This window comes from Pedobacter alpinus (assembly GCF_042684645.1).
Taxonomy (GTDB): Bacteria; Bacteroidota; Bacteroidia; order Sphingobacteriales; family Sphingobacteriaceae; genus Pseudopedobacter; species Pseudopedobacter alpinus.
The window spans coordinates 16,758-43,309 of record NZ_JBHULV010000013.1 but is presented as its reverse complement, the minus strand read 5'-3'; the positions used below and the strand labels follow the sequence as shown (position 1 = coordinate 43,309).

Genomic DNA, 26,552 nt, shown 5'->3' with positions numbered 1-26,552 from the left:
TTTATAAATCTAATTAATGCTACTCAAAAAACAATAATCTGACAATAAAAAACCTCTAGTAAACTATTGCAATTCCAGTATCTATTGGAACACCATTGTTTAAGTGTCACGGAATCCTTTAAAACCTCGTTAGATAACAACAAAATCTAATGTATTCATACCTAATTAACTACAAAGAATGATCAAAGATGGCATTCGTGTAAATATGAAAACAAAAGTTTACAAAAACAACGATTTACGGCGACTATCGCCGAATATTCAATATTTGATAAATAAATATATTTACTTATATTTGAGTTTACGGCGATGGTTGCCGTAAACTTAACCTTTGTTAAACATGCCATTAGATGCTCAAAGACGAAAAGATATATTTAAGTTAGTACCAGAAGGAGCTTTAGTGACCCGAAAATGGTTAAAATCAAAAGACTTAACTGGTCACGCTATAGACAATTTAGTAAAAAGCCAACAGCTAGAATCTGTAAAAAATGGGGTTTATAAAAGAAGTGGATCTTTGACAGAATGGGGAGATATTATCTATTTTCTACAAAAAAGATTGAATACTGATTTGGTGGTTGGCGGACTCTCTTCTTTAGAACTACAAAAGCTTGCCCATTATTTACCAATATCAGATAAGCGTTTGATCAAACTTTATGGCGCAAGTAACTTGCCGTTTTGGGTAAACGAGCAAACAAACGATATCAAGTTTGAAAAACAGAATTCATCTGTGCTTCTCGGAAGTATTCCTGATAAAGACATAACAGAAACCTATAATAGTTTCACGAAAACAATAAGCTGGAAAAACACGAAAGAAGGTTTAAAAATATCAATCCCGGAAAGAGCCATACTCGAGATTTTAAATGATGTTCCAAATCAAATCAGTTTTGAACATGCATTTGAACTGATGCAGGGAATGAATACCTTGTCGCCAAGGCTATTGCAGAAACTGTTGGAGTTATGCAACAATATAAAAGTCAGACGGCTTTTTTTCTGGTTTGCAGATCAACTGAATCATCCTTGGCTGGCAAAGTTAGATCGCGATAAAATAAGTATGGGTTCAGGTAATCGTATGATAGTGAAAGGCGGGAAGTTGGATAAAAAATATTTAATAACAGTACCAGAAAGCTATGAGTAAAAAAGAGGAATATACGGGACAAGTTAGGCTTCTGTTGAGGTTGCTCCCATTTATTGACAAAGAAAATTGTTTTGCACTCAAAGGAGGTACTGCGATTAATCTTTTCTATAGACCATTGCCGAGACTATCCGTTGATATAGATTTACTGTATTTACCTATGGAGGATCGTGAAACGTCTATCGCGAATATCAAAGCGGCTTTTGCTAGGATAACTTCTGACATCAAATCAAATATACCCGGCGTACAGGTTCAAAACACAACACTGCAACAGGAAAACTCTTTACGTTTAATTGTGTCAGTTGGTGAGGATAAAGTGAAAATTGAACTTTCCCCAGTAATAAGGGGAAGTCTGTTTCCTGCTGTAAGGATGGAAGTGCGGGAAGAGGTGGAAAAGCAATTTGGATACGCTGAAATGCTGGTTGCATCTCATCCAGATCTATATGCCGGAAAATTATGCGCAGCCCTTGACCGCCAACATCCCAGAGATTTATTTGACGTTATTCAATTATATGAAAATGAAGGACTGACTGAAGACTTAAGAAAAACTTTTTTAGTTTTCTTAATCAGTCATCATAGACCAATGGCTGAACTTCTGAACCCGAACCGTAAAGATTTATCGGGTATTTATGAAAACGAATTTTTGCAGATGGCGGAAATTGATGTTTCACTTGACGAACTCATTGCTGTAAGAGAACGGTTGATTTCTGATATTAATACACAGATGACGAATGATGAGAGACAATTTTTACTTTCTGTCAAAAATAGAAAGCCGAATTGGGAACTGTTAGGTATGGTTAACCCCGAATTAGTTGCGGAATTGCCCTCGGTAAGATGGAAGCTACGTAACTTAGAAAAGCTTTCTCCTCAAAAGCATAAACAGGCCTATGAAAACCTTGCATCTATACTATATCTAGGCTAAAGCTTTCTATTCTTAAATTGGAAATTAAAGCAGAATTATTGGTTTCGGCAATCCAATAATTGCATTTTTGATTTTGAAAACAGAAGAGAATACGGTATCTTTAACATTAAGAAACGTAGCTCATACAAGTTATTAGAATTTGGTTATGAGGGCTGCATTTTTGAATTGTAAGAATCGTAGAAATTTAAATAAAAGCGTCATTCGTGGCGTCTTTGTTTTTAAAGAAACATAAACAACTGGTAGTCAGGGAATAAAAATCGATATTCGAGTCCCGTCCATTCCGCTAATAGTAATGTTAAAAACAACTAAAAGCCTGTAAATTTAATGTTTACAAGCTTTTTTGTTTTATAGAAAACACCAAATTGTTCAAATTTTCCCAAAGAAAAAGGGAGTAATTCTGGAGTCATATTAGGTGTAGAAAAAAAGTCCCGGATCAACCATTAAGTGGTTGAATAACAAAGTAAAACCTTAAATCTTTTCCCAATTTACATCTTTAAAATTCAAGCCTAAAAACTCCGTTCTTGGAGCCAAATTTAAATAAGGGTAAGTGACTTTTGATAAATATAAACCTTGCGGATGCGCAGGATATAATATTGCTGGTGTTTCTTTAGCAATTAAATAATGTTCAAAAGCTGCTACACTCAATTTTCCAGTACCAACTCTTAATAGTTGTCCTACAATTATCCGTATCATTTTACTTAAAAACCTATTAGCTTTAATCTGAAAACGTAATTGATTGCCATTTGCTGCAACCAACCAACTGGCAAAATTTACATGGCAAATGGTATGGTCATTCTTATCTGGCGAGGTACAAAACGGGCGATAATCATTATACTTTAACAATAAAGCTGTCGCTTGTTGTAGTTTATCAAAATCTAAATCCAAATCTAAATATTGCGAGCTGCAAGTTCCTAAAAAGGGGTCTTTATAGGTATGTATGAAATAATCGTATTGGCGCTCTATAGCATCAAACCTTGCATGTGGCAAATCATCCATTGGTAAAACATCAAATACAGCAATATCATCTGGTAAAATTTGATTTAACCTAAACATTAAAGTAGTATCAAAACCTACATCAATATCTGCATGAAAAAAAAACTGACTGGCATTTACCTGTGCATCTGTACGCCCGCAACCATTAACAATAGTAGGTACTTTTAAAACCTGACTTAATTTTTCTTCAATTGTTTGTTGTAAACTAATAACATCACCGTTTTTTTGCCAGCCATGGTAATTTGCTCCTTTGTACGCTATATGAAAAAAGTACCTCATTGTTTATTTGGGCAAACTTAAACAATCTCAAGTTTTTTAGAAACGAAAAAAGACTTAACGCCTTATGGTACATTGTTAGGTTTAGAGCCTCTGTTGGGATATATCATCTTTAAATCAATATCTTCAGAGCCATTTGGCATTCTAAAATCGGTATCTAAATAAGAATTTTTATTAATTAACAAAACCATTTTGCCGTCAATAATATTATTCTTATAATCGATTATAACATCTTTATTATCTAAGCTAATTGTTTGTCTTTGTGCTTTCTTTTGATCCAAAAAATACTGTTTGATTGATTCAGACCATTTTCCGCTTGTATCAGAATTTAAAGTATTTGTATTTAAATTTAATTCTTTATTTAAATTTTTGAAAGTAACTACCGATTGTGCTTTACTTACAAAAGTCCCGGCAACTAAAAATAAAGTGGCGAAAAGCTGTAGTTTTAATTTCATGATTTTTGATTTTAAATTTATTAAAGTTAAGTTAAATAATTATTTTTTTGAAAACGTACTATTTTCTGTTTTAAACAAAAAAAAGGCGTTAATTGCCTAACACCTTTTAGACAAAAAACTAAACACTAAATACTTATAAATGCTTTTTATTAAACTCAAATTTAAGAATTTGCCTCTTAAAGAAATGTAACCTATTGTTAATGAATGTTAAATATTGTTAAACAAAAAAGGCTTAAAAACTACTATCTTATATTTGTTTTGAGATGAAGCGGAAAAGTATAATTTTAATAATGGCTTTGATGAGTTTTGCACTTTTGGGTGTAATGGCCATGCAATTCTACTTTATTAGTGAATCTTACGATTTAAAATCTCAACTTTTTGACCAATCTGTTAATGATGCTTTGCACAACGTTTCTAATAAATTAGAAAAAAAAGAAGCCATGGTTTTTTTAGCTCAAAAAGCAGATATAGCGTATAGAAAAACGCAAAACGAAGCTTTTAAGCTACAAATGCAAAAGAACAAAATTGCTAGAGAAAACAAAAAAGACAGCAGAGAAAATAGAATATCGTCTACAGAAAAATCAACCATCGCTTTTGTTAGGCGAATGAAAGCTAACCAAGCTAAATCTGACAGTATATTTAGACTTAGAGATAGCATGATAAGAAGTAGATATCCGTACAGAATGGTTTATAATGGTCCGGTTGCACCAGAAAACCAACAATTTAGCGTCAATTTAAGAGTTGATGTGGATGAAGTTATGGATGAATATGGAATTGTGCACACTATACAAAGGCAATCTATTGTTGAAACCCCACCAATTACCAATGGTATAAAAATAACTAAACGTGGTGCAGCCGTTATTGATAGCGTAAGGCGTTACATGGTACAAGACCCAGTTTTAGGAACTGTTCTAAAAACAATTCCCAAACCTAATTTTTTAACTGGTATTTCTGAAACTGAACTGCGTTTGGCATCAAAAAAAAGACAAACAGAAAAACAAATTAAAAAAGTAAATAATTATTTAGATTCTGTTGAAAAAGTACAAGACAAAAGATCAATTTTTGAAGATATTGCTACGGAAATGCAGCAAGCAAGTATCCCGTTAAAACAACGTGTTGAAGCACAAAACATAGATTCTTTATTGGCATTAGAGTTAGCAAATAACGGTATTAATCTTAATTATAATTATAGAATTAGTTCAGTTCAGGAAGATTCTGTCATTTTCACAAAGGCTTCACAAACAGCAGAATTTACCCCTAAAAACACTTACAAAACCATGTTATTTACTAAAGATATGGTAAGAGATGGCGGTTATTTACTGGTTACCTTCCCCGAAAAAAACAGCGTGATAATGAGCAATATGGGCAGTATTCTTTTTTCATCGGCAAGCTTATTATTGGTTTTAGCAGGTAGTTTTATTTTCACCATTTCATCTATCCTAAAACAGAAAAAAGTATCAGAGATGAAAACGGATTTCATCAACAACATGACTCACGAATTTAAAACACCAGTAGCTACCATAATGATAGCAAGTGACGCATTGAAAGACCCAGAAATAAATCAAAATACTGCCCGTGTTAGTAAATTAGCAAATATTATTTACGATGAAAATGTGAGGCTAGGAAATCATATTGAAAGGGTTTTAAATATTGCAAAGGTTGAAAAGGAAGATGTTAAGTTAGAATTGGCGCAACAAAATATGAATGATTTGATTGCGCTTGTTGTTGACAGCATGGATTTACAACTTAAAAAGAACAACGCAACTTTAAATTTACAGCTTCAAGCTAATAACTCAATTATTTTTGGTGATGAATTGCATTTATCGAACGTTATTTTTAACTTGATTGATAACGCTAATAAGTACAGTAAAGAAAACCCAGAAATTACCATAAGCACCCATAACGATTCCAAAAACCTATTTATTAAGATAAAAGATAACGGCATTGGAATGAATAAAGAGCAGTTAAAGAAAATTTTCGAACAATTTTACCGCATCCCAACTGCAACTTACACGATGTTAAAGGTTTTGGTTTAGGTTTAAGCTATGTAAATAACATGGTTAAAAAAATGAATGGTAGCATTATCGTAAAAAGCGAAAGAGATAAAGGTTCCGAATTTGAAATTAAGTTTCCTTTAGTTTAAATTAGGGCGAAACCATAAAAAAAAACACGGTAATTTTAACTTTTTATAAATCATCTCTATTTTATAACAATATGAGCAACAAAAAATTACTTTTAGTAGAAGATGACCCTAATTTGGGTATCCTTTTAGAAGATTACCTAAGTTTAAAAGGTAAGTTTGATGTTGTTTTATGTACTGATGGCGAGCAAGGTTTAAAAGCTTTTGTAGATAACGAATTTGATATTTGCATTTTTGATGTAATGATGCCCAAAAAAGATGGTTTTAGCTTGGCTAAAGACGTCAGAAAAATTAATCCAACCATCCCAATTATTTTTGCAACTGCAAAAGGGATGATGGAAGATAAAACTGAAGCCTACAATTTAGGTGGCGATGATTACATTACCAAGCCTTTTCGTATTGAGGAATTACTATTAAGAATTAATGCGCTTTTAAAAAGAACATCGCATCAAAACCAAACCGACGAACCAAAAGCAACGCAATTTACCATAGGAAATTATACTTTCGATTATCAAACCCAACTGGTAATAATAGGCGAAAACCAACAAAAATTAAGTACTAAAGAAGCCGAATTACTAAGGCTATTATGCTTAAAAATGAACGATGTACTTACCAGAGAAGAAGCTTTGTTACAAATTTGGCATGATGACAATTATTTTAACGGCCGTAGTATGGATGTTTTTTTAAGCAAACTGCGTAAATATTTAAGAGAAGACCCTAAAGTAGAAATCATCAACGTACATGGAAAAGGTTATAAATTGCTGGTAAATTAGCTTTATTATTGTTAACCAGAGCCAAATTCCCTGTTCCTAAATCTAAAACTATATTTCAAAACAAATAGTAAATAGTCTGTTAGAACGCAAGCCGCAAAAATATTTTACTTATACACCAGCTAATAAAATCTCAAGTTTCAAACCCAGCTCTTTGATCACCAATTACTTTTTGGGTATAAAACAAAGAAAACTCCGTTCACTTTGTGTTCATCTTTGTGCTTTCTACGGTAAAAAAACGAACATCATCATCCCAAAATCATCATTAAAAAATAAAGGCTGACAAACTGTCATTTTACCATAAAATTCGTAATTTTGTTTTTTAAAATTTTTAGGCAATGTTAGAAATAGATTTAGCTTCAAAACAACACGATGAGACCAAGCAGGGAGAAGCTTTAATTTTAGATAATCAAAGTAATTCACTAAATCAGCGTAAACTATATATAGAAAGTTATGGTTGCGCAATGAATTTTGCCGATAGTGAAATTGTTGCCTCTATTTTAAGTAAAGAAGGTTTTACAACCACGCCAACTTATGAGGAAGCCGATGTTATTTTTATAAACACATGCTCTATCCGTGAAAATGCAGAAACCCGTGTAAGAAACAGATTAAAGCAATTTAAAGCCATAAAAAGAGAAAATAAAGACTTAGTAATTGGCGTATTAGGTTGCATGGCCGAGCGTTTAAAATCTAAATTTTTAGAAGAAGAAAAATTAGTTGATGTTGTGGTTGGCCCAGATGCTTACCGCGATTTGCCTAACTTAATTTCACAAGTGAATGATGGCCACAAAGCAATAAATGTATTGCTATCCAGAGAAGAAACCTATGCAGATTTAAGTCCAATCCGTTTAAACTCAAACGGAATTAGTGCATACATTTCAATTATGCGTGGTTGCGATAATATGTGTTCTTTTTGCGTGGTACCTTTTACCAGAGGCAGAGAACGCAGCAGAGATGCTTTTTCTATCGTTAAAGAAGCAGAAGATTTAAGAGATGCAGGATACAAAGAGGTAACTTTATTGGGTCAAAATGTTGATTCATATAAATGGAGAAAGCCTCATCCTCAATCCTTCTCCAAAGGAGAAGGAAGCGCAGGAGAAAACGAAACGGAAGCAGTGGATAATGCTAATACTAAGAGCAACTTAGCAGGTAACTCCCTCTCCTCCGGAGAGGGTTGGGGTGAGGCATCCGTAAATTTCGCCCAACTATTAGAAATGGTTGCTTTGGTTAGCCCAGATATGAGAGTTCGTTTTTCGACATCGCACCCAAAAGATATTACAGATGAAGTTTTACATACGATAGCCAAGTACGATAACATTTGTAATTATATTCATTTGCCAGTACAATCTGGAAGTTCAAGAGTTTTAGATTTAATGAACCGTACTTATACACGAGAATGGTATGTAAATAGAATTGCAGCAATCAGAAATATCATCCCAACATGTTCTATTTCAACAGATATTATTACTGGTTTTTGTAGCGAAACAGAAGAAGAACATCAAGAAACTTTAAGCTTAATGGAAATGGTGCAATATGAATTTGCTTATATGTATTCGTATTCTGAAAGACCTGGAACGCCAGCTGCAAAGAAATTAGCAGATGATATAACTGACGAAGTAAAGCAAAGAAGGTTAGAGGAAATTATTGATTTACAACAAATTAACAGCAAATACAGAGCACAAAAAAGAATAGGTAAGGTAGAGAAAGTATTGATAGAGGGCTTATCTAAAAAATCTAAACAAGAATATTGTGGTCGTAGCGACCATAACCACATGGTAATTTTTCCGGTAACAGAAGGTGTTAAACCCGGCGATTACGTGAATGTATTAATAGAAAAAACAACAACAGCAACTTTAATAGGAAGAATAGTAGATTAGTATTGGGTATTGAGACCTTTGCTTTTCTAATAAATAATCTGTTTTATAAAAAATTATGGCTGTGAGATTTTTTGGGTAGCCATGCGACATCTCAATACTCACATCTCAATACTCACATTTAATTAATAATGGACGTACAAGACATAAAACAACGCTTTGGCATAATTGGGGGTTCGCCTTTAATTAACAGAGCTATAGATATTGCCAGACAGGTATCGCCTACTGATATTACCGTTTTAATTACTGGTGAAAGTGGATCTGGGAAAGAGGTTTTTTCTCATATTATTCACAATTTAAGCGCTCGTAAACACGGACCTTTTATAGCTGTAAACTGCGGAGCAATACCAGAAGGAACTATAGATTCCGAACTTTTTGGACATGAAAAGGGTTCTTTTACTGGGGCGCATGAAGCTCGTAAAGGTTATTTTGAAGTGGTAAATGGGGGGACTATCTTTTTAGATGAAGTTGGCGAATTACCAATTGGTACACAAGCTAGGTTATTAAGAGTTTTAGAGTCTGGCGAGTACATTAGAGTGGGTTCTTCTAAAGTACAAAAAACAGATGTAAGGGTAGTTGCTGCAACTAACGTTGATATGTTTGAAGCCGTAAAAGCTGGTAAATTTAGAGAAGATTTATATTATCGCTTAAATACTGTACCTCTAAAAATACCACCATTAAGAGACCGTAAAGAAGATATCCATTTAATTTTTAGAAAATTTGTAGCCGATTTTTCTGACAAATACCGTTCGCCAAATATTACTTTAGATGATAGTGCGGTACAAGTTTTAATCAATTATAATTGGCCCGGAAACGTGAGACAATTAAAAAATATTGCCGAGCAAATTGCCGTTTTAGAAAGAGACAGACACATTACTGGGCAAACATTATTATCATACATCCCAACAGATAATACCTCAAGCTTGCCAATGCGCTTGAATCAAAATAGCAATAAAGAAGATTTTTCTGAAAGAGATATTCTTTACAAAGTGCTTTTTGATATGAAAAAAGATATGGTAGAGCTTAAAAAATTAGTAGTAGATATTATCAATAACGGAGATGATGTTTCTAATTACGCTGCTCAAAACCCACAAATAATTAATGCATTATACGATGATTTAGAAATGCCCGTAAACGAGTCTAAATTAACCATTCAACATCCAGTTAATATTACTCGTACTGATGAAAATTACCAAATTACACATGATGCCGAGGAAATAGAAGAATCTCTTTCTTTAATTGATAAAGAAGCTGATATGATTAAAAAGGCACTTAAAAAACATAAAGGAAAACGTAAGGCCGCTTCAGAAGAGTTAGGTATATCTGAACGTACTTTGTACAGAAAAATTAAAGAATTAAATTTGAGCTAATCCATGAAAAAAAATATTCTTTTTGTCCTGTTACTTTCTATTATAGTTTCACTTGCAGGTTGCGGAATTTACTCTTTTACAGGAGGCTCAATTTCAGCTGGTATGAAAACAGTTTCTGTAATAGTTTTTGAAAATTCAGCACCAATAGTAAATCCAAATTTAAGTCAATCTTTTACGGAAGCTTTAAAAGATAGGATTAGAACACAAACCAGTTTAAGCTTTTTAAGGGTTGATGGCGATGCAAATTTCCAAGGTAGAATTACCGATTACAATTTACAACCAGTTGCTATACAGGCAACAGAACAAGTTACCGCTGGACTTACCCGCTTATCTATTACAGTACAAGTTAAATACACAAATAAGTTAGAACCCGATAAAGGATTCGACCAATCTTTTACCAGATTTAAAGATTTCAATCCTCAAGGATCTCCTTTTAGCAGTCAAGAACCAGCTTTGGTAAAAGACATTAATCTGCAATTAACAGAGGATATTTACAATAAGGCATTTGCCAATTGGTAGGCTTTTATTAACTTCACAAGGTTTTTTATAAGTATTAGCAAAATTATAGGTGGATTTAAACATTAAAGAGGCAAATAAGTTTATAAGTTATCATGCTAAGCCTCAAAGCTTAGTAGAAAAAGACTTAATTTTAATTCAGGATTTAGTTCTGAAATATCCTTATTGCCAAAGTTTACATTTTTTGGCCACTCAAGCTGCTAAAGAAAGTGCTGCATTTGAAAATAAATTAGCCAAAGCTGCCGTATTTACATCATCTGGAGAGGTTCTATATCAATTTGTAAACCATACCAATCAATTCGAGACAGAAACTATTGAATTAGACGATTCTCTAACAGTTTTTGAAACAGAAACTATAAAAGAAGTTGAGGAGACAAATGATTTTGGCCAAGCTTTCGGGGTTGATTTAAACAGATTGGTAGTATCTGACCAACAGGCTGAAAATTACTCAGTTGATGAAGAATTAATTATTGATGAGGATGACGTTATCACTGATGAAACTCTTATTGAAGAGCCTTTAGCAGAGGTAAATGCTATCGAAAATATTGAAGATGTTGCTGAGCCGGTTGAAGAAGAAGTAACTATTGAAGAGCCTTTAGCAGAGGTAAACACTCTCGAAAACATTGAAGATGTTGCTGAGCCAGTTGAAGAGGAAGTAAATATTGAAGAACCTTTAGCAGAGGTAAACACTCTCGAAAATATTGAAAGATTTACTAAGCCGGTTGAAGAAGAAGTAACTTTTGAAGAGCCTTTAGCAGAGGAAAATGCTATCGAAAATATTGAAGATGTTGCTGAGCCGGTTGAGGATGAAGTAACTATTGAACAACCTTTAGCAGAGGAAAACGCTATCGAAAATATTGAAGATGTTGCTGAGCCAGTTGAGGATGAAGTTGTAACTATTGAAGAGCCTTTAGCAGAAGAAAACGAAATCGAAAATATCGACGAACCTGTTGAGGAAGAAGAAACAACTATTGAAGAGCCTTTAACAGAGGAAAGCGAAATCGAAAATATTGAAGATGTTGCTGAACCTGTTGAGGAAGAAGAAACAACCATTGAAGAGCCTTTAACAGAGGAAAACGCAATCGAAAATATTGAAGATGTTGCTGAGCCAGTTGAGGATGACGAAGTAACTATTGAAGAGCCTTTAGCAGAAGAAAACGCAATCGAAAATATTGAAGATGTTGCTGAGCCAGTTGAGGATGACGAAGTAACTATTGAAGAGCCTTTAGCAGAAGAAAACGCAATCGAAAACATTGAAGATGTTGCTGAACCAGTTGAAGAAACTGAAAAATCAAATAAAATTGACAATCAAATAAAACCTGATAAGTCTGAGTTAATTTTTGACAGCCCTGTTGCTTCCGACTTTTTTGCATTTGCAAAAAGAGAAAAACAAGAGCCTGCCATAGAACCAACAAAATTAGATGAACAATCAAAAGTACAACTGGCAAACCAAGAAAACTTGAGTCAATACAATGACGAGCGTATGCCTTATACTTTTTTATGGTGGTTAAACAAAACCCGTAAAGAACATGAGGCTAATACACAGCCATACTCAAAAAACGTTGTAAAAAATAAAGAAGAAATTAAAACGAAAATAGCTACAGACAGTTTAAACCAACAAATTGCTACAAATATATTTCAATTAAGAAGTGTTGAAGATATAGAGCAATCACAGCAAAAAAGCTTTGGTTTTCCATTTGATTTCAGAAAAAAAGAGTCGAATATTATTGAGAAATTTATAAAAGAAGAGCCTCAAATTAAGCCTCCAGCAGCAAATAAAATAGACACAGAAAATAAGGCAAAGAAAAGCTCGGAAGATTCAAACGAAGTAGTTTCAGAAACTTTAGCTAAAATTTATGTAGAACAAATGCTTTACCACAAAGCCTTAGATGTTTACAAAAAATTAAGTTTGAAATATCCAGAAAAAAGCACTTACTTTGCCAGCCAAATAAAATATTTGGAATTAAAAGTTAATTAGAAAAAATAAATATGGTAACGTTTTTAGTAATATTGGGTATTTTATTATGTATCCTTTTGGTATTAGTAATTTTAATTCAAAACCCTAAAGGTGGTGGTTTGTCTTCTGGCTTCTCATCATCAAACAATATTATTGGTGTACAACGTACTGGAGATTTCTTAGAAAAAGGTACTTGGGGTTTAGCAATAGCAATTATGGTAATAGCTATATTAGTTAATGTAGGCGGTCCTAAAACCGGAGCAGCAGTTAATAAAGATTCTAAAATACAGGAGCAAATTGACAAAACTGCGGCACCTTCTGCATTGCCAACAATGCCACAACCAAGCACAACTGATACTACAAAAAAGTAAATTAAAATATAAAATTTAGAGCTCCGCAAAATTTTGCGGAGCTTTTTTTGTTTTAATTAACTTACTTTAAAGCTGGGATAGTTTTTCTAAGTTTGGGTTGCGTTTTAAATCCAAAGACAAGGCAAAAAAAGTATCAAAAAATAGAAAAGAACTTAACCTGATTTAAATCTATTTTGGGAAATTTGTAAATGGCTAAGAAGAAAAAAATAAATATTATGGTAGCCTCAACGGTGTATCAAAACCGTGATTTGCTTTTGCAAATTTGCGGTATTTTGAATACGTATGGTTACCACGTTATCAATTCTGAATACGGAACACTTCATCCACCATTAGGAATGAATAATACGGATGCTTGCCTTGCTGCAGTTGCTGATTGCGATATTTTCTTTGGCATCATTAACCCTATGTACAGCACTGGAATTACACATAGAATTTCAAAGAGCTATTGCCATTGACAAACCTCGAAGATTTATTGCTCACAGTTTTGTAACCTTCTCAAGAAAACTGCTTGCTCAATATATATATGCTGATGCAGCCAAAACTCAACGCAACAATTTTGAAATTCAATCCACTTCTGTAATGGATAGTGTAAAAGTGATTGACATGTATAACGACGCTGTACAAATAAATTTAGCATATGAAGAACGGAAATATCATTGGGTACAGGAGTTTTTTAGACCCGATGAAGCATTAAGACACGTTGAAACTTTATTCCGTGACATTAAGCGTGTAGAACGTGAATTAGCTAATTTAAATAATCCAGTACAATGAAAACAGAACAACTCATAAAAGACCTGTTAAAGCAGGACGAAAGCGGACAGCTTGATTTTAAAGAAGTTATTCGTAAAGATACTATTGGAAAAACTATTTGTGGTTTTTTAAATAACGAAGGCGGTCAGTTACTCATTGGCATTGCCGACAATAAGGAAATTAAAGGCATTAAAGACGCAGATAAATGGCAATTTGAAATTGAACAATACCTGATTAAAGAACTAGTGCCCGAAGCCCCCGTAATGGTTTCAGTTGAAAATTATGGAGAAAAACAATTATTGCTAATCAAAGTTTGGGAAGGTTCAAAACAACCGTACATTTTTAACGGCAGCATTTATTACCGTAGAAATGATAGAACAATTCAGGCATCATCAAAAGAAATTTCTGAGCTAATCCATAAAAGGCAGGAGACAGAAATACATTGGGAACGGCAAGCAGCATTAGGTGTAGAGTTGGAAGATTTGGATTTAGAAGAAATCAAAAAAACAATGGATGTGGCTTTGTCTGACAATAAGATGAAAAACATTAAGAAAGAACCACTTGAATTTCTATCCTACTATGGACTTTTTCAAAATGGAAATTTCACAAATGCCGCTGTAGTTCTTTTTGCTAAAAAGCCTTCACGGTTTATTCCACAAGCAAGAGTTCGTGTGGCATTTCTCGACCACGGAAAAACAGGCGATGTTTTTAAAGATGACCAATTGCTAGAAGGCAATTTGTTTAAAAATATAGAAGCCATTCAACAGTTCTTTGAAAAGCATTTATCGTTTAGCCGAAAATTTGAAAACAACAATTGGAAACGAACAGATGATTATGTTTTTCCAATGGCTGCTTTACGAGAAGGAGTTATGAATGCTTTAGTACATAGAGAATATGGTTTAGTTTCAAGTGCTTTATCAATTATTATTTATAACGACAAACTAGAAATTACAAATAGTGGTAAATCTCCTTTCAAACAAAGCGAATTAAAGAAGAACCATTTATCAATGCCATATAATCCTGATATAGCACATATAGTTTTTCTAAGAGGTTATATTGAAAAGATAGGTAGAGGAACTTTAAAGATTATAGAAGCTTGTAAACAAGCTGGTATTAAAGCACCAGTATGGGAAATAGGAGAACAAACTGTTAAGTTAACCTTCTTCAGTGATGTTAAACTTGGTGGTGCAGTTGAAGGTGCTACTAAAGGAGCAAGTAAAGGAACAACTGAAGGAGCAAATGAGGTAGCTGTTGAAGGAGCTATTGAAGGAGCTATTGAAGGAGCTATTGAAGGAGTAACTAAAGGAGTTAAAGATAAACTAGCTATTCTATTAAGTGCTATTGTATCTCATGAGGGAAATAGAGTTCCTGAATATAAAGAAGCTACTGGTTTATCCGATAGTAGCATGGAAAGATATATCAAGCAACTAAAGAATGGTGGTCTGATAGAATTTAGAGGAGAGGCAGCTCATACAGGAGGTTATTATTTAACAAAGAAAATGAAATCAAAATTAAAATAACGGAAACCAGCTAAGAAGTTTAGTATTTTTTATGAACATTTTTCCTAAAAATTAAGAATTTGAAAAACCTGCAAAACGAAACTCAAAATTAAAACCCTTCTTCAACAACAATTTCATCATCCTTCCTAAAAAACACCCTTTCAAAATTATTACATTCATTTTAACCTAATTATGCAAAGGTTTATTAGCTTTAAGCTTTGCCAAAAACATAAATTATGAAGATAAAAAGTTTAAGCAGCCTAATTTTATTAAGCACCACCATCATAGGTTGTAATAGTAGTAATAACAACGTTTCTGATAATATGATTGCACCAGCAGATACCATAAATATTTTACCCTATCCACAAACTAACAAAGAAAACATACCTGATGATTACTTTGGAACAAAAGTAGAAGACCCTTACCGTTGGTTAGAAAACGACACTTCTGATGCCACAAAAGCTTGGGTGGTTCAACAAAATAAGGTTACTCAAAACTATTTAGAGCAAATACCTTTCCGCAAGGCAATTAAAGAAAAGCTAACCGATTTGTGGAATTACGAAAAATTTTCAGCTCCTTTTAAAGAAGGTTCTTACACCTATTTCTATAAAAATGATGGTTTACAAAACCAAGCTGTACTTTACCGCCAACAAGGCGATGATGAGCCACAAGTATTTTTAGATCCAAATACTTTCTCTAAAGACGGCACTACCTTTATGGCCGACATAGAGTTTTCTAAAAACGGAAGTTTAGCTGCATACCAACTTTCTGAGGGTGGGTCTGACTGGCGTACCGTAATGGTTATAAAAACATCTGACGTAAGTTCTGTTGGAGACACTTTAACTAACGTAAAATTTTCTGGTATTGCTTGGCATGGTTCTGATGGTTTCTATTACAGCAGTTACGATAAACCAGAAGAAGGTTCGCAACTATCGGGTTTAACCCAATACCATAAATTGTATTACCATAAACTAGGGACGCCACAATCTGCCGATAAATTAATTTTCGGGGGCAACCAAACCCAACGCAGATATATTGGTGCTTACCTAACCGAAGACCAACACTATTTAGTGATAACAGCCGCAAACTCAACCACTGGAAATGAGTTATACATAAAAGATTTAACACAAGCCAATAGCGGAATAGTAAAAGTAGTTGGAGGTTTTGATACACAACAAAGTATTTTAACCAATAAAGGTTCTAAACTTTATATCTATACCAATTACCAAGCTCCAAATTACAGATTAGTGGTTGTTGATGCTAAAACCCCAAATAAAAGCGATTGGAAAGATGTAATACCAGAAACTGAAAACGTAATGGAAGCATCAACAGCAGGCGGAAAACTATTTGCTAGTTATTTAAAAGATGCCACTTCTTTAGTTTTACAGTATGATTTAGATGGTAAAAAAGAGCGTGAAATTGCATTGCCAGGTATTGGAACTGCAAGCGGATTTTCGGCTAAAAAATCAGATAGCGAACTTTATTTTACCTTCACTTCTTACATTTTCCCATCAACTGTTTTTAAATATAACATTGAAAGCGGACAGTCAGAAATTTATAAAAAATCGGGTGTAAAGTTTGACCCTACACAATACGAATCTAAGCAGGTTATCTATCCATCAAAAGATGGAACAAAAATCCCAATGATTATTACCTACAAAAAAGGCTTACAATTTAACGGTAACAACCCCACTTTACTTTATGCTTATGGCGGTTTTAATGTGAGTTTAACACCAGCTTTTAGCACTTCTAATATATTACTATTAGAGCAAGGTGGCGTTTATGCTGTTGCTAATTTGCGTGGCGGTGGCGAGTATGGGGATAAATGGCATGATGCTGGTACAAAAATGCTTAAACAAAATGTTTTTGACGATTTTATAGCTGCTGCCGAGTATTTGATAAAAGAAAAATTCACATCAAACAAATATTTAGCAGTATCTGGAGGATCAAATGGAGGTTTGTTAATTGGAGCGGTTACCACCCAAAGACCAGAATTATTTAAAGTAGCATTTCCCGCCGTTGGTGTTTTAGACATGTTACGTTACCACAAATTTACGGCTGGCGCTGGTTGGGCTTATGATTATGGAACGGCAGACGATTCTAAAGAAATGTTTGAGTATTTGTATAAATATTCTCCTTATCATGCTTTAAAAAATGGAGTAAGCTACCCTGCAACTATGGTTACCACCGCAGATCATGATGATAGAGTTGTGCCAGCACATTCTTTTAAATATGCAGCTCGTTTACAAGAATATCATAAAGGCGGTGCTCCAGTTTTAATAAGAATAGAAACTAATGCTGGGCATGGCGCAGGTAAATCAACCGCAAAAGTAATTGAAGAACAGGCAGATAAATGGGCTTTTATGTTTCAGAATATGGGTTTGAGTTATGTGAAGTAAAATAATATTGTTGGGATAGCTTAATTTAATTACGCTAAGCGTATAGCCACGTTGAGCGATAGAAAAATATCACACATATAAGTTATGAGATTTAAAAAGCAAAGCCTATTTCGCCTAACATTTTGCTAATTTGTGCTGTAATGGCATAGAAAGCAAAAACTTATCTGCCCGTATAAACTCAGTTAATTGGGATGAAATAACGTAAAGCAGTTCAGCCATTATAATTTGTGGCCATGCGTAGGCTTTATTTTTTGTAATAGTCGATTTCATCTCTCATTAACACTTCAATTTCTTGCCAGAGTTCTCCCATTATTTTTCCTCTTTCTTCATGACCGATGCTTTGTAATTGGTCAGCATTGTATTGCAAGTCATTTTTAATAGATAAATTATTTAATACAGATTGAAATTCATTAGTATAGTCATTTACTATAGTCTTATATAAAATAATTTTAGGTAATAGCCTTTCGCTTGCTACAAGTTTTAGTTTATTCAGTTCAGAATTAATAATCATCATAGGTTGTAGAGAGTCTTTGGTCGTTTGTAAAAGATTTTCATTAAACTTCAACAAAGCGCTATTAATTCGGTCTTCGTCAAAAGTTAGCATTTCTGCCATGAATTCGTTCGATATTCCATAGGTAGCATTTGGATTTTTTCTCATATTCATACCAATTTCGTCCATTTGATTCATGAAGTTAGAATATACTTCAAATCTTTTTTCAACGGCTTTATCGGTTTTTTGATATTTTCTGTTCAGTCGAAATTGAACTATACCCCAAATCCAGCCTAAAATTCCTAATCCAATAATTAAATAATCTTTCGTTTCCATTCAGTTTTTAAGCTTACGCATAACTTATATATATGAGACGCTTTATGTCACAAACACAATATACGTAAGCTGTATTAAAGACATTGATGCAAAATATATTTTTATCTAATATATTATAATTCAACAAATAAAACCAAAAACGAAACCATCATTTAAATAATGGAAACCAGCTTACCTGCAACAGCCTAAATCTCTAAGCCGGATAGCAACGGAAAACCCACAGCGAGTGAAACGAAGCGAGGATTTGTAGTGTATAGCCGGGACAGGCTGTTATAGAAAAGCAAAAGCCTAAGTTCTTCCAGGAAAAACTTAGGCCTTGTTTATCATTATGATTAAACCCAACAGGTTTTTAAAAAAACTATTTAAACTTACCCATTAGGGCTTGTAATTTTATAGCTATATCGCTTTCTTCCTTTTTAGGGCTTTCTGGTTTTGGCTTAACAAAAGATTTTGCTGCTTGCTGTGGTTTCGGCTTTTCTCTGACTGGTCTTTCTGTGTTTGCTGGCGCTGGTTTTTTCTCTCCAGATTTCATGGTTAAAGAAATTCTTTTGCGGGCGGCATCTACATCAACAACGGTTACTTGCACCCTTTGCGATACTTTTACCACTTCATTGGGGTTAGCAATAAATTTATCTGCCATTTGGCTTAAATGTACCAAACCATCTTGGTGAACGCCAATATCAACAAAAGCACCAAAATTGGTAATATTGGTCACAATGCCGGGTAGTTTCATTCCTGGTTTTAAATCTTCTATTTTGTTGATGCCATCGGCAAAAGCAAAAGCTTCAAATTGCTCACGAGGGTCGCGGCCAGGTTTAGCCAATTCGGCAACAATATCTTGCAAAGTAGGTAAACCAACTTCTTCAGAAATATATTTTTTAAGGTCTATTTGCTGTCTTAGTTTAGCATCAATTAATAAATCAGCAACCTTGCAGTTTAAATCTTTCGCCATTTTTTCTACCAAAGCATAACGTTCTGGGTGTACAGCACTGGCGTCTAAAGGATGCTCACTGTTTCTGATGCGTAAAAAACCTGCGGCTTGTTCAAAAGCTTTATCGCCCAAGCGTGGAACTTTTTTTAAGGATGCTCTGTTTTTAAAAGCACCATGTAAATTGCGGTAATCCACAATGTTTTGTGCCAATTGCGGCCCTAAACCAGATACGTAAGCCAAAATTTGTTTTGATGCTGTATTTAACTCAACCCCAACCGCATTTACACAAGAAATTACGGTATCATCTAAAGAAGTTTGTAATTTATTCTGATCAACATCATGTTGGTATTGCCCAACACCAATAGATTTAGCATCAATTTTCACCAATTCTGCTAGTGGGTCCATCATACGGCGACCAATTGAAACTGCACCTCTTACGGTAATATCATGGTCGGGGAATTCTTCTCTAGCAATATCTGAAGCGGAATAAATTGATGCGCCACTTTCGTTAACCATTACCACCAATACGTTTGCTAGGTTTTGTGCATTTACAAAATCTTCAGTTTCTCTACTGGCCGTTCCGTTGCCAATTGCAATGGCTTCAATTTTATATTTCTCTACTAAATATTTTAAAGTTTGAGCTGCTTCTTTTGCCACTCCGGCACCTGTATGTGGATAAATGGTGCTGTTTTCGAGCAATTTTCCTTGCTCATCTAAACAAACCAATTTACAGCCTGTTCTAAAACCTGGATCTAATGCCAAAACTCGCTTTTGTCCAATTGGCGCCGCTAACAATAACTGACGAGCATTTTCTGCAAAAACCCGAATCGCTTCTTCATCTGCCAATTGTTTAGATTTTAAACGTGTTTCTGTTTCCATAGATGGCTTTAACAAGCGTTTATAACCATCTTCTAAAGCCAACTTTACTTCCTGGCTTTTTTTGTTGTTGCCTTTTACAAACTGGTGATCTAAAATATTAATGGCAGCTTCTTCCTCTGGTAAAGCATCTAATTTTAAAATCAGCTCTTTTTCTCCACGTCGCATGGCTAAAACCCGATGCGATGGGGCTGTTTTTACAGCCTCTGTCCAGTCAAAATAATCTTTATATTTAATGCCTTCTTCTTCTTTTCCTTTTAAAACTTCTGCTTTATAAGTGCCTTTATCAAAAAATAAATTCCTTAATTTTAACCTTGCATCTGCATTTTCGGCAATCATTTCGGCAATAATATCTCTTGCACCTTGTAAAGCATCGGCGGTATTATTCACCCCTTTTTCAGCATCAATAAAAGCATCCGCTTCGGCATCTGGGTTTTGTTGGTCTTGCTCAAAAATGCTTAATGCCAGCGGTTCTAAACCTTTTTCTCTGGCTATTGATGCTTTGGTTTTGCGTTTAGGTTTATATGGCAAATAAATATCTTCCAACAAGGCCATTGTTTGGGCTGCTAAAACAAGTTTTTTAAGCTCATCTGTTAACTTACCTTGCTCTTCTATAGATTTTAAAATTGCTTCTTTACGTTTGTCTAAATCTCTTAATTGTTGCACCCTGTCTCTTACGGCAGCAACCTGCACTTCATCTAAACTTCCCGTCATTTCTTTTCTATACCTTGATATAAACGGAACTGTTGCACCTTCATCAAGCAAATTTAAAGTGGCTTCCACCTGTTTGCTTCCTACATTTAATTCTTGCGCTATTAAAAAAATATGCTGTTGCGACATGGTTGTTTTTTTATTGAAATACGAAGATGAGAAATATGCTCTCAAAATTAAATTTGTTTTGTAAACATTGGTTGATAATTAAATAATGTTGGTTGGTTACCAGTTGAAAGGAGGGGGTTTTAGGGGTGAGATTTTGGTTTTTAAAAATTTAATTTGGGCGTTTTTACACGCTTTCCACTGTATCTTTTTATTGCCTTCCTTCGACTCCGCCCAGGATGACAAAAAAAAGGATGCCATTTCAATCGTTAACGCGAAACGCAGGGTTATCTAATATAGAGGTTTTGCTTTCACAAAGATGTTTTACCAAAGAGGAAACGGAGGTTTTTCACAAAAGGCACAAAGCTTTTTTATAGTGAAGGTGTTTTTTAACCGCAGAGGGCGCAAAGGTCACAGAGTTGGATGGGAATATATTTTTTATCTGCACATATCTGCGAAATCTGTGGGAGAAAAAATTAACACAAAGGGTACAAAGTTTTTTTAATAGTGAAGGTGTTTTTTAACCGCGGAAGGCGCAAAGGTCACAGAGTTGGCTTTCTAACATTTCAAGAAAAATCTGCGCAAATCAGCGGTATCTGCGGGAAGCATATAACCATCCAACTAGCTGTTCAAGATGTTAGCATAGCGCATCTCGAATTAATAAATGAAAAGGATTTGTAATCCACTTTCAAACTTCTACAAATCTATTTGTCTTTAAATTTGTGGTTTAGAAATCCACTTTATTTCCAAGTTCAACATGCGCTTCGCTAACATGTAGAACAGCGTTAGAATTTATAACCTAGGTGTATTAGTATAATCCACTTAACCTACAAAACATGCACTTCGCTAACAAACAGAATAGTGTGAGCTTTATAAATGGTGCTATACAAATTATTTAGAGGCACCTATATGCGCTATCAATTATAAATGCAAATTTTTAACTTTATAAAATTTTGAACTCATTTAGTTTACGGTTTAGGCATGATATTTAATTATAACAGTTAAATTTATATTCAAAACAGTATAAAATTTGCGTGTATTTTTGGGCAAACAAAACACTAGTGTTTTTAATAATGGTTTAAAATTTTTAAACCACACCGCAAAAAACAAGTTTTTAATAATGACTATAGACAACAAAATAAGTTAAATTGCATTATAATTTAATAAATAAACATTACATTTTTTGCGTTAAGGATGGAAGCGATATCCTTTATGGCTTTTTGAGACCATAAAGATTTAGCGGACAGCCAGCCCGAACGCCCAAAATATATAAACTCTGCATAAAATAATAAGATGAAAAAAACGATGACCGGTTGTTTTTCTGAAGTAGCACAACAAGCAATGATGCAGCCTCAGGAATCTTTTGAAGCGCAAAAGCCAAAAAGGAATAGTCTTTATATAGGGATCCCCAAAGAAACTTCTTTTCAGGAAAACAGACTTGCTTTAACGCCTTTATCGGTTGCATTATTGGTAAATAATGGTCATCAAGTGGTTATTGAGTCGGGAGCGGGTTTGGCTGCAAATTTTGCCGACATTAAATACAGTGAGCAAGGGGCAAAAATTGTATATGATACCAATGAAGTTTACCAAGCGGATATTATTATAAAAATTGCGCCACCAACGCTTGATGAAATTGCTATGATGAAGCACAACCAAATTGTGTTTTCTGCTTTGCAAACCGGAACGCTTAAAAAGGAGCATTTAGCTGCTTTAATGAGCAAAAAAATAACTGCTTTAGCTTTTGAACTTTTAAGAGACGAGGGAAATATTTTGACCGTTGTTAGGGCAATGAGCGAAATTGTAGGTGCTACTTCTATTTTAATTGCTGCTGAATATGTGAGTAATGTTTTTGGAGGTAAAGGCTTAATGCTTGGCGGCGTTACTGGTGTGCCGCCTACAGAAATTGTGATTTTAGGCGCTGGTACTGTTGGCGAATATGCTGCCCGTACAGCAATTGGTTTAGGTGCCCAAGTAAAGGTGTTTGATTCTTCTTTGTACCGCTTAAGGCGTTTACAAAACAATATAGGAAGCAGAGTTTTTACTTCGGTTATGCAGCCCTTGGTTTTGGAAAAAGCAATTATTACTTGCGATGTTGTTATTGGTGCTGTAAGGGCAGAACATGGACGTAGCCCTTGTATGGTTACCGAAGAAACGGTAGCTAAAATGAAACCAAACTCGGTAGTTATTGATGTAAGTATAGACCAAGGTGGCTGTTTTGAAACATCTGAAGTTACTAACCATAAAAACCCTGTTTTTAGAAAACATGATGTAATACATTATTGTGTGCCAAACATAGCATCAAGAGTTAGCCGTACTGCAACGTATGCCTTAACTAATATTTTTACACCCATTTTAATTGATATTGGCGAAATGGGAGGCATTATGAATTTGATCTGGGAAAAAGCTGGCATAAGAAATGCGGTTTACATTTATCAAGGTTCAATAACTAACATTGATTTAGCGCAAAGATTTGGTTTTGCGCATAAAGATTTGAATCTGTTAATTGTTAGCAAGCAATAAATTTGTTCATGAAAAAAGTAACTTATAAAGATTATCCTCAAATTTTAAAAGAAACCTTTAATGCCTTTATGGATGATAGGGGTTTAAAACTAAGTGCTTCTTTAGCTTATTATACCATATTTTCTTTAGCTCCAATGTTAATTGTTTTACTATCTATTGGAGGGATTTTTTACGGTCAGGATGCTTTGCAGGGGAAAGTTTTTGCGCAATTAAATGATTTTATTGGCAACGAAGCAGCCACACAAATACAAGAAACTTTACAAAAATTACAACTTTCTGGTAAAAGTAATATTGCAATTGTAACAGGTGTTATTACTTTATTGATAGGTGCTTCGGGTGTTTTTATAGAAATACAAGACTCTATTAACCAAATCTGGAGAGTAAAAGCAGTGCCTAAAAAAGGTTGGGTTAAATTAATTATAAATAGGGTGCTTTCTTTATCCATGATAGCCTCTTTAGGCTTTATCTTGATCGTTTCTTTATTGATTAATAGCGTGGTATTGGTTTTTAGTGCAACTTTAACTCGCTTTTTACCAGATTTCACCTTGATATTTATTGATATTTTGAATTTAGGAATTACTTTTATTGTACTAATGAGCTTATTTGCGATTATTTATAAAGTGCTGCCTGATGTAGAAATTACTTGGAAACAAGTAAAATCTGGAGCGTTTTTTACAGCATTGTTATTTATGCTAGGTAAATATATTATTGGTTTATACATACAATATGCCGCCGTTGGCGATATTTATGGTGCCGCAGGTACAGTAGTTATTGTGGCTGTTTGGGTTTATTATTCGGCCGCTATTTTGTTTTTTGGTGCTGAGTTTACATGGGCTTATGCAAAAGTGCGAGAGGATAATATTAAACCGTCAAAACACGCTGTAGCGATGAAATTCATTGAAGTTGAAACTCATAAAAATAAGGTAGATTTAGATTAGATGTGTTTAAGATTTATTTTTTGTACAATATTATTATTAGTTAACGCTTTTGTAAGCGCACAAGAACTTGTAATTGTTAAAGATTATAACGAATATAAAGCCTCATTTGCAGCCAACAACAAGCTAGAATTACAAGAAATAGCTAAACAAATTCCCAATATTAAATTAGATATTAAATATGCTACTACAAATAATTTCTCAGGGTTTGCAGTTTATAAACAGGCCAAAGCTTTTGCCCGTAAACCTGTGGTTGATGCTTTAAAACAAGTACAAAAAGAGCTCAACAGCATAGATTTAGGGCTGAAAATATTTGATGCTTACCGCCCTTATACAGTAACCGTTAAATTTTGGAAAGTTACGCCACAAAGTAAAAAAGAATTTGTAGCTAACCCTAAAACTGGCAGCCGCCATAACCGTGGTTGTGCGGTAGATTTAACGCTTATTAATTTAGAAACCGGCGCAGAACTTGAAATGCCTACCCCTTATGATAGTTTTGCCAGAGAAGCATCGCCAACTTATGAAAACATTAGCCCAAAGCAAAAGTTAAATAGAAACCTGCTGATAAACATCATGCAAAAAAATGGTTTTAAAGTGATTAAAAACGAATGGTGGCATTATGATTTTATAGGTTGGGAAAATTATCCAATAATGGATATTCCTTTTGAAAAATTATAAAACTTTATCTATTTGAGCTAAGATATGATTAGCGCTAATTACCAATCTGTTTAAAACTGGGCTATTAGCAAGCGGGTATGGAAAAGAAGTGAAAATAATTTGCTGTTTTTGTAATTGTAATGCTTTTTCTTCATTCTTAATCAATACAACAGGGAAATCTTTTATCCAATAATAATTAGTTGTTGAGCATTTACTAAAAAAATAATTCAGGTTTTTTTGAAGTTTACCTTGTGCTGCGGCAATTATTTCTTGACCATGTAGGTAAGTGTGTAAAACTGCCGGACTACATGGTGATGCCCCGTTAAATGCTTGGCTTTGTTTAATTAAATCAATCAATTTTTTATCTCCAATAATTACTCCAGCATCTAAACTTAGTCCTTTTGCTAAAGATCCACATAATATTAAACGGATGTTTTTAGGCAAGTTTTCAAATTGTACTAACCACTTTTTTTCTAAATACCCAAAACCATGCGAATGGTCTAACAATAAAATAACTTCTTTGTCTGGTTTAATTTTTTGGAGTGCGGTAAAATCGAAAATTCGAGGATGAATGTTGTTTACAGAATTACCTACCAATAAAAACTGTGTTTGCAAAGACATATTAATTTTTTCAACAGCGATGCGTATATCAATTATTTGTTGTGGTATGGTTGCCATTAATGCTGGGTGGGCATCGTTAACATAAATAATTTCTCTGTTGGTTTGTAGCATTTGTACAGCAGTAGTTGCAGCTAGCCAACCACTGCTAAAAGTAATTGCAGCTTCTAAATTGTAATTACTTGCCAATAAGCTTTCGCCTTCTTCATATATAGATAAGCTGATATTATTATTTCTAGAAGCGCCATTGTTTAAGCCCCATTTTATTAAACCTGCACTAAAAATTTTTAAATATTGCTGATTGTAATTTAAACCTAAGTACGATGTACCACCAAAAAACAAATAATCTTGCTGATGAGCAACAACTTCTGGTTTATAGCCTGATTGTTTTAAAATATGTTTCATTAAAGAGTTGTGCTATGATGATTTTTACCAAAGTGCATTACTTTTAATGTAGTTTTCTCACCTTTTTTTGTAATCTCAAAAATGAAATCATAATCGTCATCATTTAATTCGTTGATGCTAATTTCTGCTCCTAAAGCCCTAACAATACTCAAAACAGTATTAGAATGCCCAACTATTAATATGTTTTTTCCTGCACTTAGGTTATTTACGGTAGTAATTAATTCTGTTTGGTTACCTGCATCATAACCATTTATAGTAAGTTTTCTATCATCAGCCAAAGGGCTTGCAGTTTGTTTAGTTCTTTTGTAATTGCTAGCGAAAATAAAAGTTAAGCGCTCTCCCTTAAAAAAATCTTTTAGGTCTTTAGCTCTTAATATTCCTTCTTCACTTAAATCTGGATCTTTCTCTTTGGGGTTATCGGTAAGCTTTTCTGCATGTCTTACTACCCAAATTTTTGTTGCCTTTTGGGCAAAAGTGAGGTTAGAAATAAATAATATGAAGATGATGGTGTATAATAATTTTTTCATTGACTTGCGTTTAAATTAGA

At 34.0% G+C, this 26,552-nt stretch carries 23 protein-coding genes; 17 read left to right on the top strand and 6 right to left on the bottom strand.

What is annotated here, in order from left to right:
* Positions 1-337 precede the first annotated feature (337 nt).
* The gene (locus ACFSSE_RS04720) at positions 338-1,132 is read left to right on the top strand and encodes a type IV toxin-antitoxin system AbiEi family antitoxin domain-containing protein (protein WP_379041755.1); all 795 of its coding nucleotides are present in this window, start codon (positions 338-340) and stop codon (positions 1,130-1,132) included.
* The gene (locus ACFSSE_RS04715) at positions 1,125-2,051 is read left to right on the top strand and encodes a nucleotidyl transferase AbiEii/AbiGii toxin family protein (protein ID WP_379041753.1); all 927 of its coding nucleotides are present in this window, start codon (positions 1,125-1,127) and stop codon (positions 2,049-2,051) included. Before ACFSSE_RS04720 ends, ACFSSE_RS04715 begins: the two co-directional genes overlap by 8 nt.
* Positions 2,052-2,519: 468 nt before the next feature.
* Here ACFSSE_RS04715 and ACFSSE_RS04710 read toward each other — a convergent pair whose 3' ends face one another.
* Entirely contained in the window at positions 2,520-3,323 is an 804-nt protein-coding gene (locus ACFSSE_RS04710; RefSeq protein WP_379041751.1) for a tRNA pseudouridine synthase A, read from the bottom strand.
* 62 nt (positions 3,324-3,385) lie between these two features.
* Complete coding sequence (locus ACFSSE_RS04705; protein WP_379041749.1) at positions 3,386-3,775, bottom strand: hypothetical protein; 390 nt, start codon at positions 3,773-3,775, stop codon at positions 3,386-3,388.
* Positions 3,776-4,074: 299 nt separating this feature from the next.
* On the opposite strand from ACFSSE_RS04705, the gene ACFSSE_RS04700 reads away from it, so the two are divergent.
* The 12 genes from ACFSSE_RS04700 (at position 4,075) to ACFSSE_RS04645 (ending at position 17,421) form a co-directional block, all read left to right on the top strand.
* Positions 4,075-5,811: a sensor histidine kinase gene (locus ACFSSE_RS04700; protein WP_379100750.1), complete on the top strand. Its 1,737-nt coding sequence runs from the start codon at positions 4,075-4,077 to the stop codon at positions 5,809-5,811.
* A gap of 20 nt (positions 5,812-5,831) precedes the next feature.
* A complete protein-coding gene (locus tag ACFSSE_RS04695) occupies positions 5,832-5,918 on the top strand; it encodes a hypothetical protein (RefSeq protein ID WP_379100753.1) in 87 nt (28 codons plus the stop codon).
* 71 nt (positions 5,919-5,989) lie between these two features.
* Positions 5,990-6,688 (top strand): response regulator transcription factor, encoded by a 699-nt coding sequence (locus ACFSSE_RS04690; protein ID WP_379041745.1) that lies wholly within the window; start codon positions 5,990-5,992, stop codon positions 6,686-6,688.
* Positions 6,689-7,023: 335 nt separating this feature from the next.
* Positions 7,024-8,562, top strand: coding sequence for a MiaB/RimO family radical SAM methylthiotransferase (locus tag ACFSSE_RS04685; protein WP_379041743.1), 1,539 nt, complete (start codon positions 7,024-7,026; stop codon positions 8,560-8,562).
* Positions 8,563-8,690: 128 nt separating this feature from the next.
* Positions 8,691-9,929, top strand: coding sequence for a sigma-54 interaction domain-containing protein (locus ACFSSE_RS04680; protein ID WP_379041741.1), 1,239 nt, complete (start codon positions 8,691-8,693; stop codon positions 9,927-9,929).
* A gap of 3 nt (positions 9,930-9,932) precedes the next feature.
* The gene (gene lptE / locus ACFSSE_RS04675) at positions 9,933-10,448 is read left to right on the top strand and encodes an LPS assembly lipoprotein LptE (RefSeq protein ID WP_379041739.1); all 516 of its coding nucleotides are present in this window, start codon (positions 9,933-9,935) and stop codon (positions 10,446-10,448) included.
* A 49-nt stretch (positions 10,449-10,497) separates the two neighbouring features.
* On the top strand, positions 10,498-12,423 hold the full coding sequence (locus tag ACFSSE_RS04670) for a hypothetical protein (protein WP_379100747.1): 1,926 nt from the start codon (positions 10,498-10,500) through the stop codon (positions 12,421-12,423).
* 11 nt (positions 12,424-12,434) lie between these two features.
* Positions 12,435-12,773, top strand: a complete 339-nt coding sequence (gene secG / locus ACFSSE_RS04665) for a preprotein translocase subunit SecG (RefSeq protein WP_379041735.1) — start codon at positions 12,435-12,437, stop codon at positions 12,771-12,773.
* 215 nt (positions 12,774-12,988) lie between these two features.
* The gene (locus ACFSSE_RS04660) at positions 12,989-13,228 is read left to right on the top strand and encodes a DUF4062 domain-containing protein (RefSeq protein ID WP_379041733.1); all 240 of its coding nucleotides are present in this window, start codon (positions 12,989-12,991) and stop codon (positions 13,226-13,228) included.
* Positions 13,161-13,544, top strand: coding sequence for a hypothetical protein (locus ACFSSE_RS04655; protein ID WP_379041731.1), 384 nt, complete (start codon positions 13,161-13,163; stop codon positions 13,542-13,544). Before ACFSSE_RS04660 ends, ACFSSE_RS04655 begins: the two co-directional genes overlap by 68 nt.
* The gene (locus ACFSSE_RS04650; protein WP_379041729.1) at positions 13,541-15,043 is read left to right on the top strand and encodes an RNA-binding domain-containing protein; all 1,503 of its coding nucleotides are present in this window, start codon (positions 13,541-13,543) and stop codon (positions 15,041-15,043) included. The genes ACFSSE_RS04655 and ACFSSE_RS04650 overlap by 4 nt, the downstream gene beginning before the upstream one ends.
* A 302-nt stretch (positions 15,044-15,345) precedes the next feature.
* On the top strand, positions 15,346-17,421 hold the full coding sequence (locus ACFSSE_RS04645) for a prolyl oligopeptidase family serine peptidase (RefSeq protein ID WP_379041759.1): 2,076 nt from the start codon (positions 15,346-15,348) through the stop codon (positions 17,419-17,421).
* Positions 17,422-17,665: 244 nt separating this feature from the next.
* On the opposite strand, the gene ACFSSE_RS04640 is transcribed toward ACFSSE_RS04645, so the two are convergent.
* Both ACFSSE_RS04640 and ACFSSE_RS04635 read right to left on the bottom strand, forming a co-directional pair.
* Positions 17,666-18,247, bottom strand: coding sequence for a hypothetical protein (locus ACFSSE_RS04640; RefSeq protein WP_379041727.1), 582 nt, complete (start codon positions 18,245-18,247; stop codon positions 17,666-17,668).
* A gap of 358 nt (positions 18,248-18,605) precedes the next feature.
* Entirely contained in the window at positions 18,606-20,894 is a 2,289-nt protein-coding gene (locus ACFSSE_RS04635) for a Tex family protein (RefSeq protein WP_379041757.1), read from the bottom strand.
* A gap of 1,269 nt (positions 20,895-22,163) precedes the next feature.
* On the opposite strand from ACFSSE_RS04635, the gene ACFSSE_RS04630 reads away from it, so the two are divergent.
* From ACFSSE_RS04630 to ACFSSE_RS04620, 3 genes are read left to right on the top strand one after another with little or no spacing between them, the layout of a single operon-like run.
* On the top strand, positions 22,164-23,390 hold the full coding sequence (locus tag ACFSSE_RS04630) for an alanine dehydrogenase (protein ID WP_379041725.1): 1,227 nt from the start codon (positions 22,164-22,166) through the stop codon (positions 23,388-23,390).
* Positions 23,391-23,398: 8 nt separating this feature from the next.
* On the top strand, positions 23,399-24,328 hold the full coding sequence (locus ACFSSE_RS04625) for a YihY/virulence factor BrkB family protein (protein ID WP_379041723.1): 930 nt from the start codon (positions 23,399-23,401) through the stop codon (positions 24,326-24,328).
* Positions 24,329-25,003, top strand: a complete 675-nt coding sequence (locus tag ACFSSE_RS04620; RefSeq protein ID WP_379041721.1) for a M15 family metallopeptidase — start codon at positions 24,329-24,331, stop codon at positions 25,001-25,003.
* Here the strand turns inward: ACFSSE_RS04620 and ACFSSE_RS04615 are convergent.
* Both ACFSSE_RS04615 and ACFSSE_RS04610 read right to left on the bottom strand, forming a co-directional pair.
* Entirely contained in the window at positions 24,998-26,005 is a 1,008-nt protein-coding gene (locus ACFSSE_RS04615; protein WP_379041719.1) for an aminotransferase class I/II-fold pyridoxal phosphate-dependent enzyme, read from the bottom strand. The genes ACFSSE_RS04620 and ACFSSE_RS04615 overlap by 6 nt on opposite strands.
* Positions 26,005-26,532 (bottom strand): histidine phosphatase family protein, encoded by a 528-nt coding sequence (locus ACFSSE_RS04610; RefSeq protein ID WP_379041717.1) that lies wholly within the window; start codon positions 26,530-26,532, stop codon positions 26,005-26,007. The genes ACFSSE_RS04615 and ACFSSE_RS04610 overlap by 1 nt, the downstream gene beginning before the upstream one ends.
* Positions 26,533-26,552 lie beyond the last annotated feature (20 nt).

Bases quoted from the DNA above. Each gene is read 5' to 3' on its own strand.
- ACFSSE_RS04720 (WP_379041755.1), top strand. From the start codon at position 338: ATGCCATTAGATGCTCAAAGACGAAAAGATATATTTAAGTTAGTACCA.
- ACFSSE_RS04715 (WP_379041753.1), top strand. From the start codon at position 1,125: ATGAGTAAAAAAGAGGAATATACGGGACAAGTTAGGCTTCTGTTGAGG.
- ACFSSE_RS04710 (WP_379041751.1), bottom strand. From the start codon at position 3,323: ATGAGGTACTTTTTTCATATAGCGTACAAAGGAGCAAATTACCATGGC.
- ACFSSE_RS04705 (WP_379041749.1), bottom strand. From the start codon at position 3,775: ATGAAATTAAAACTACAGCTTTTCGCCACTTTATTTTTAGTTGCCGGG.
- ACFSSE_RS04700 (WP_379100750.1), top strand. From the start codon at position 4,075: ATGAGTTTTGCACTTTTGGGTGTAATGGCCATGCAATTCTACTTTATT.
- ACFSSE_RS04695 (WP_379100753.1), top strand. From the start codon at position 5,832: ATGGTTAAAAAAATGAATGGTAGCATTATCGTAAAAAGCGAAAGAGAT.
- ACFSSE_RS04690 (WP_379041745.1), top strand. From the start codon at position 5,990: ATGAGCAACAAAAAATTACTTTTAGTAGAAGATGACCCTAATTTGGGT.
- ACFSSE_RS04685 (WP_379041743.1), top strand. From the start codon at position 7,024: ATGTTAGAAATAGATTTAGCTTCAAAACAACACGATGAGACCAAGCAG.
- ACFSSE_RS04680 (WP_379041741.1), top strand. From the start codon at position 8,691: ATGGACGTACAAGACATAAAACAACGCTTTGGCATAATTGGGGGTTCG.
- lptE (WP_379041739.1), top strand. From the start codon at position 9,933: ATGAAAAAAAATATTCTTTTTGTCCTGTTACTTTCTATTATAGTTTCA.
- secG (WP_379041735.1), top strand. From the start codon at position 12,435: ATGGTAACGTTTTTAGTAATATTGGGTATTTTATTATGTATCCTTTTG.
- ACFSSE_RS04660 (WP_379041733.1), top strand. From the start codon at position 12,989: ATGGTAGCCTCAACGGTGTATCAAAACCGTGATTTGCTTTTGCAAATT.
- ACFSSE_RS04650 (WP_379041729.1), top strand. From the start codon at position 13,541: ATGAAAACAGAACAACTCATAAAAGACCTGTTAAAGCAGGACGAAAGC.
- ACFSSE_RS04645 (WP_379041759.1), top strand. From the start codon at position 15,346: ATGATTGCACCAGCAGATACCATAAATATTTTACCCTATCCACAAACT.
- ACFSSE_RS04640 (WP_379041727.1), bottom strand. From the start codon at position 18,247: ATGGAAACGAAAGATTATTTAATTATTGGATTAGGAATTTTAGGCTGG.
- ACFSSE_RS04635 (WP_379041757.1), bottom strand. From the start codon at position 20,894: ATGTCGCAACAGCATATTTTTTTAATAGCGCAAGAATTAAATGTAGGA.
- ACFSSE_RS04630 (WP_379041725.1), top strand. From the start codon at position 22,164: ATGAAAAAAACGATGACCGGTTGTTTTTCTGAAGTAGCACAACAAGCA.
- ACFSSE_RS04625 (WP_379041723.1), top strand. From the start codon at position 23,399: ATGAAAAAAGTAACTTATAAAGATTATCCTCAAATTTTAAAAGAAACC.
- ACFSSE_RS04620 (WP_379041721.1), top strand. From the start codon at position 24,329: ATGTGTTTAAGATTTATTTTTTGTACAATATTATTATTAGTTAACGCT.
- ACFSSE_RS04615 (WP_379041719.1), bottom strand. From the start codon at position 26,005: ATGAAACATATTTTAAAACAATCAGGCTATAAACCAGAAGTTGTTGCT.
- ACFSSE_RS04610 (WP_379041717.1), bottom strand. From the start codon at position 26,532: ATGAAAAAATTATTATACACCATCATCTTCATATTATTTATTTCTAAC.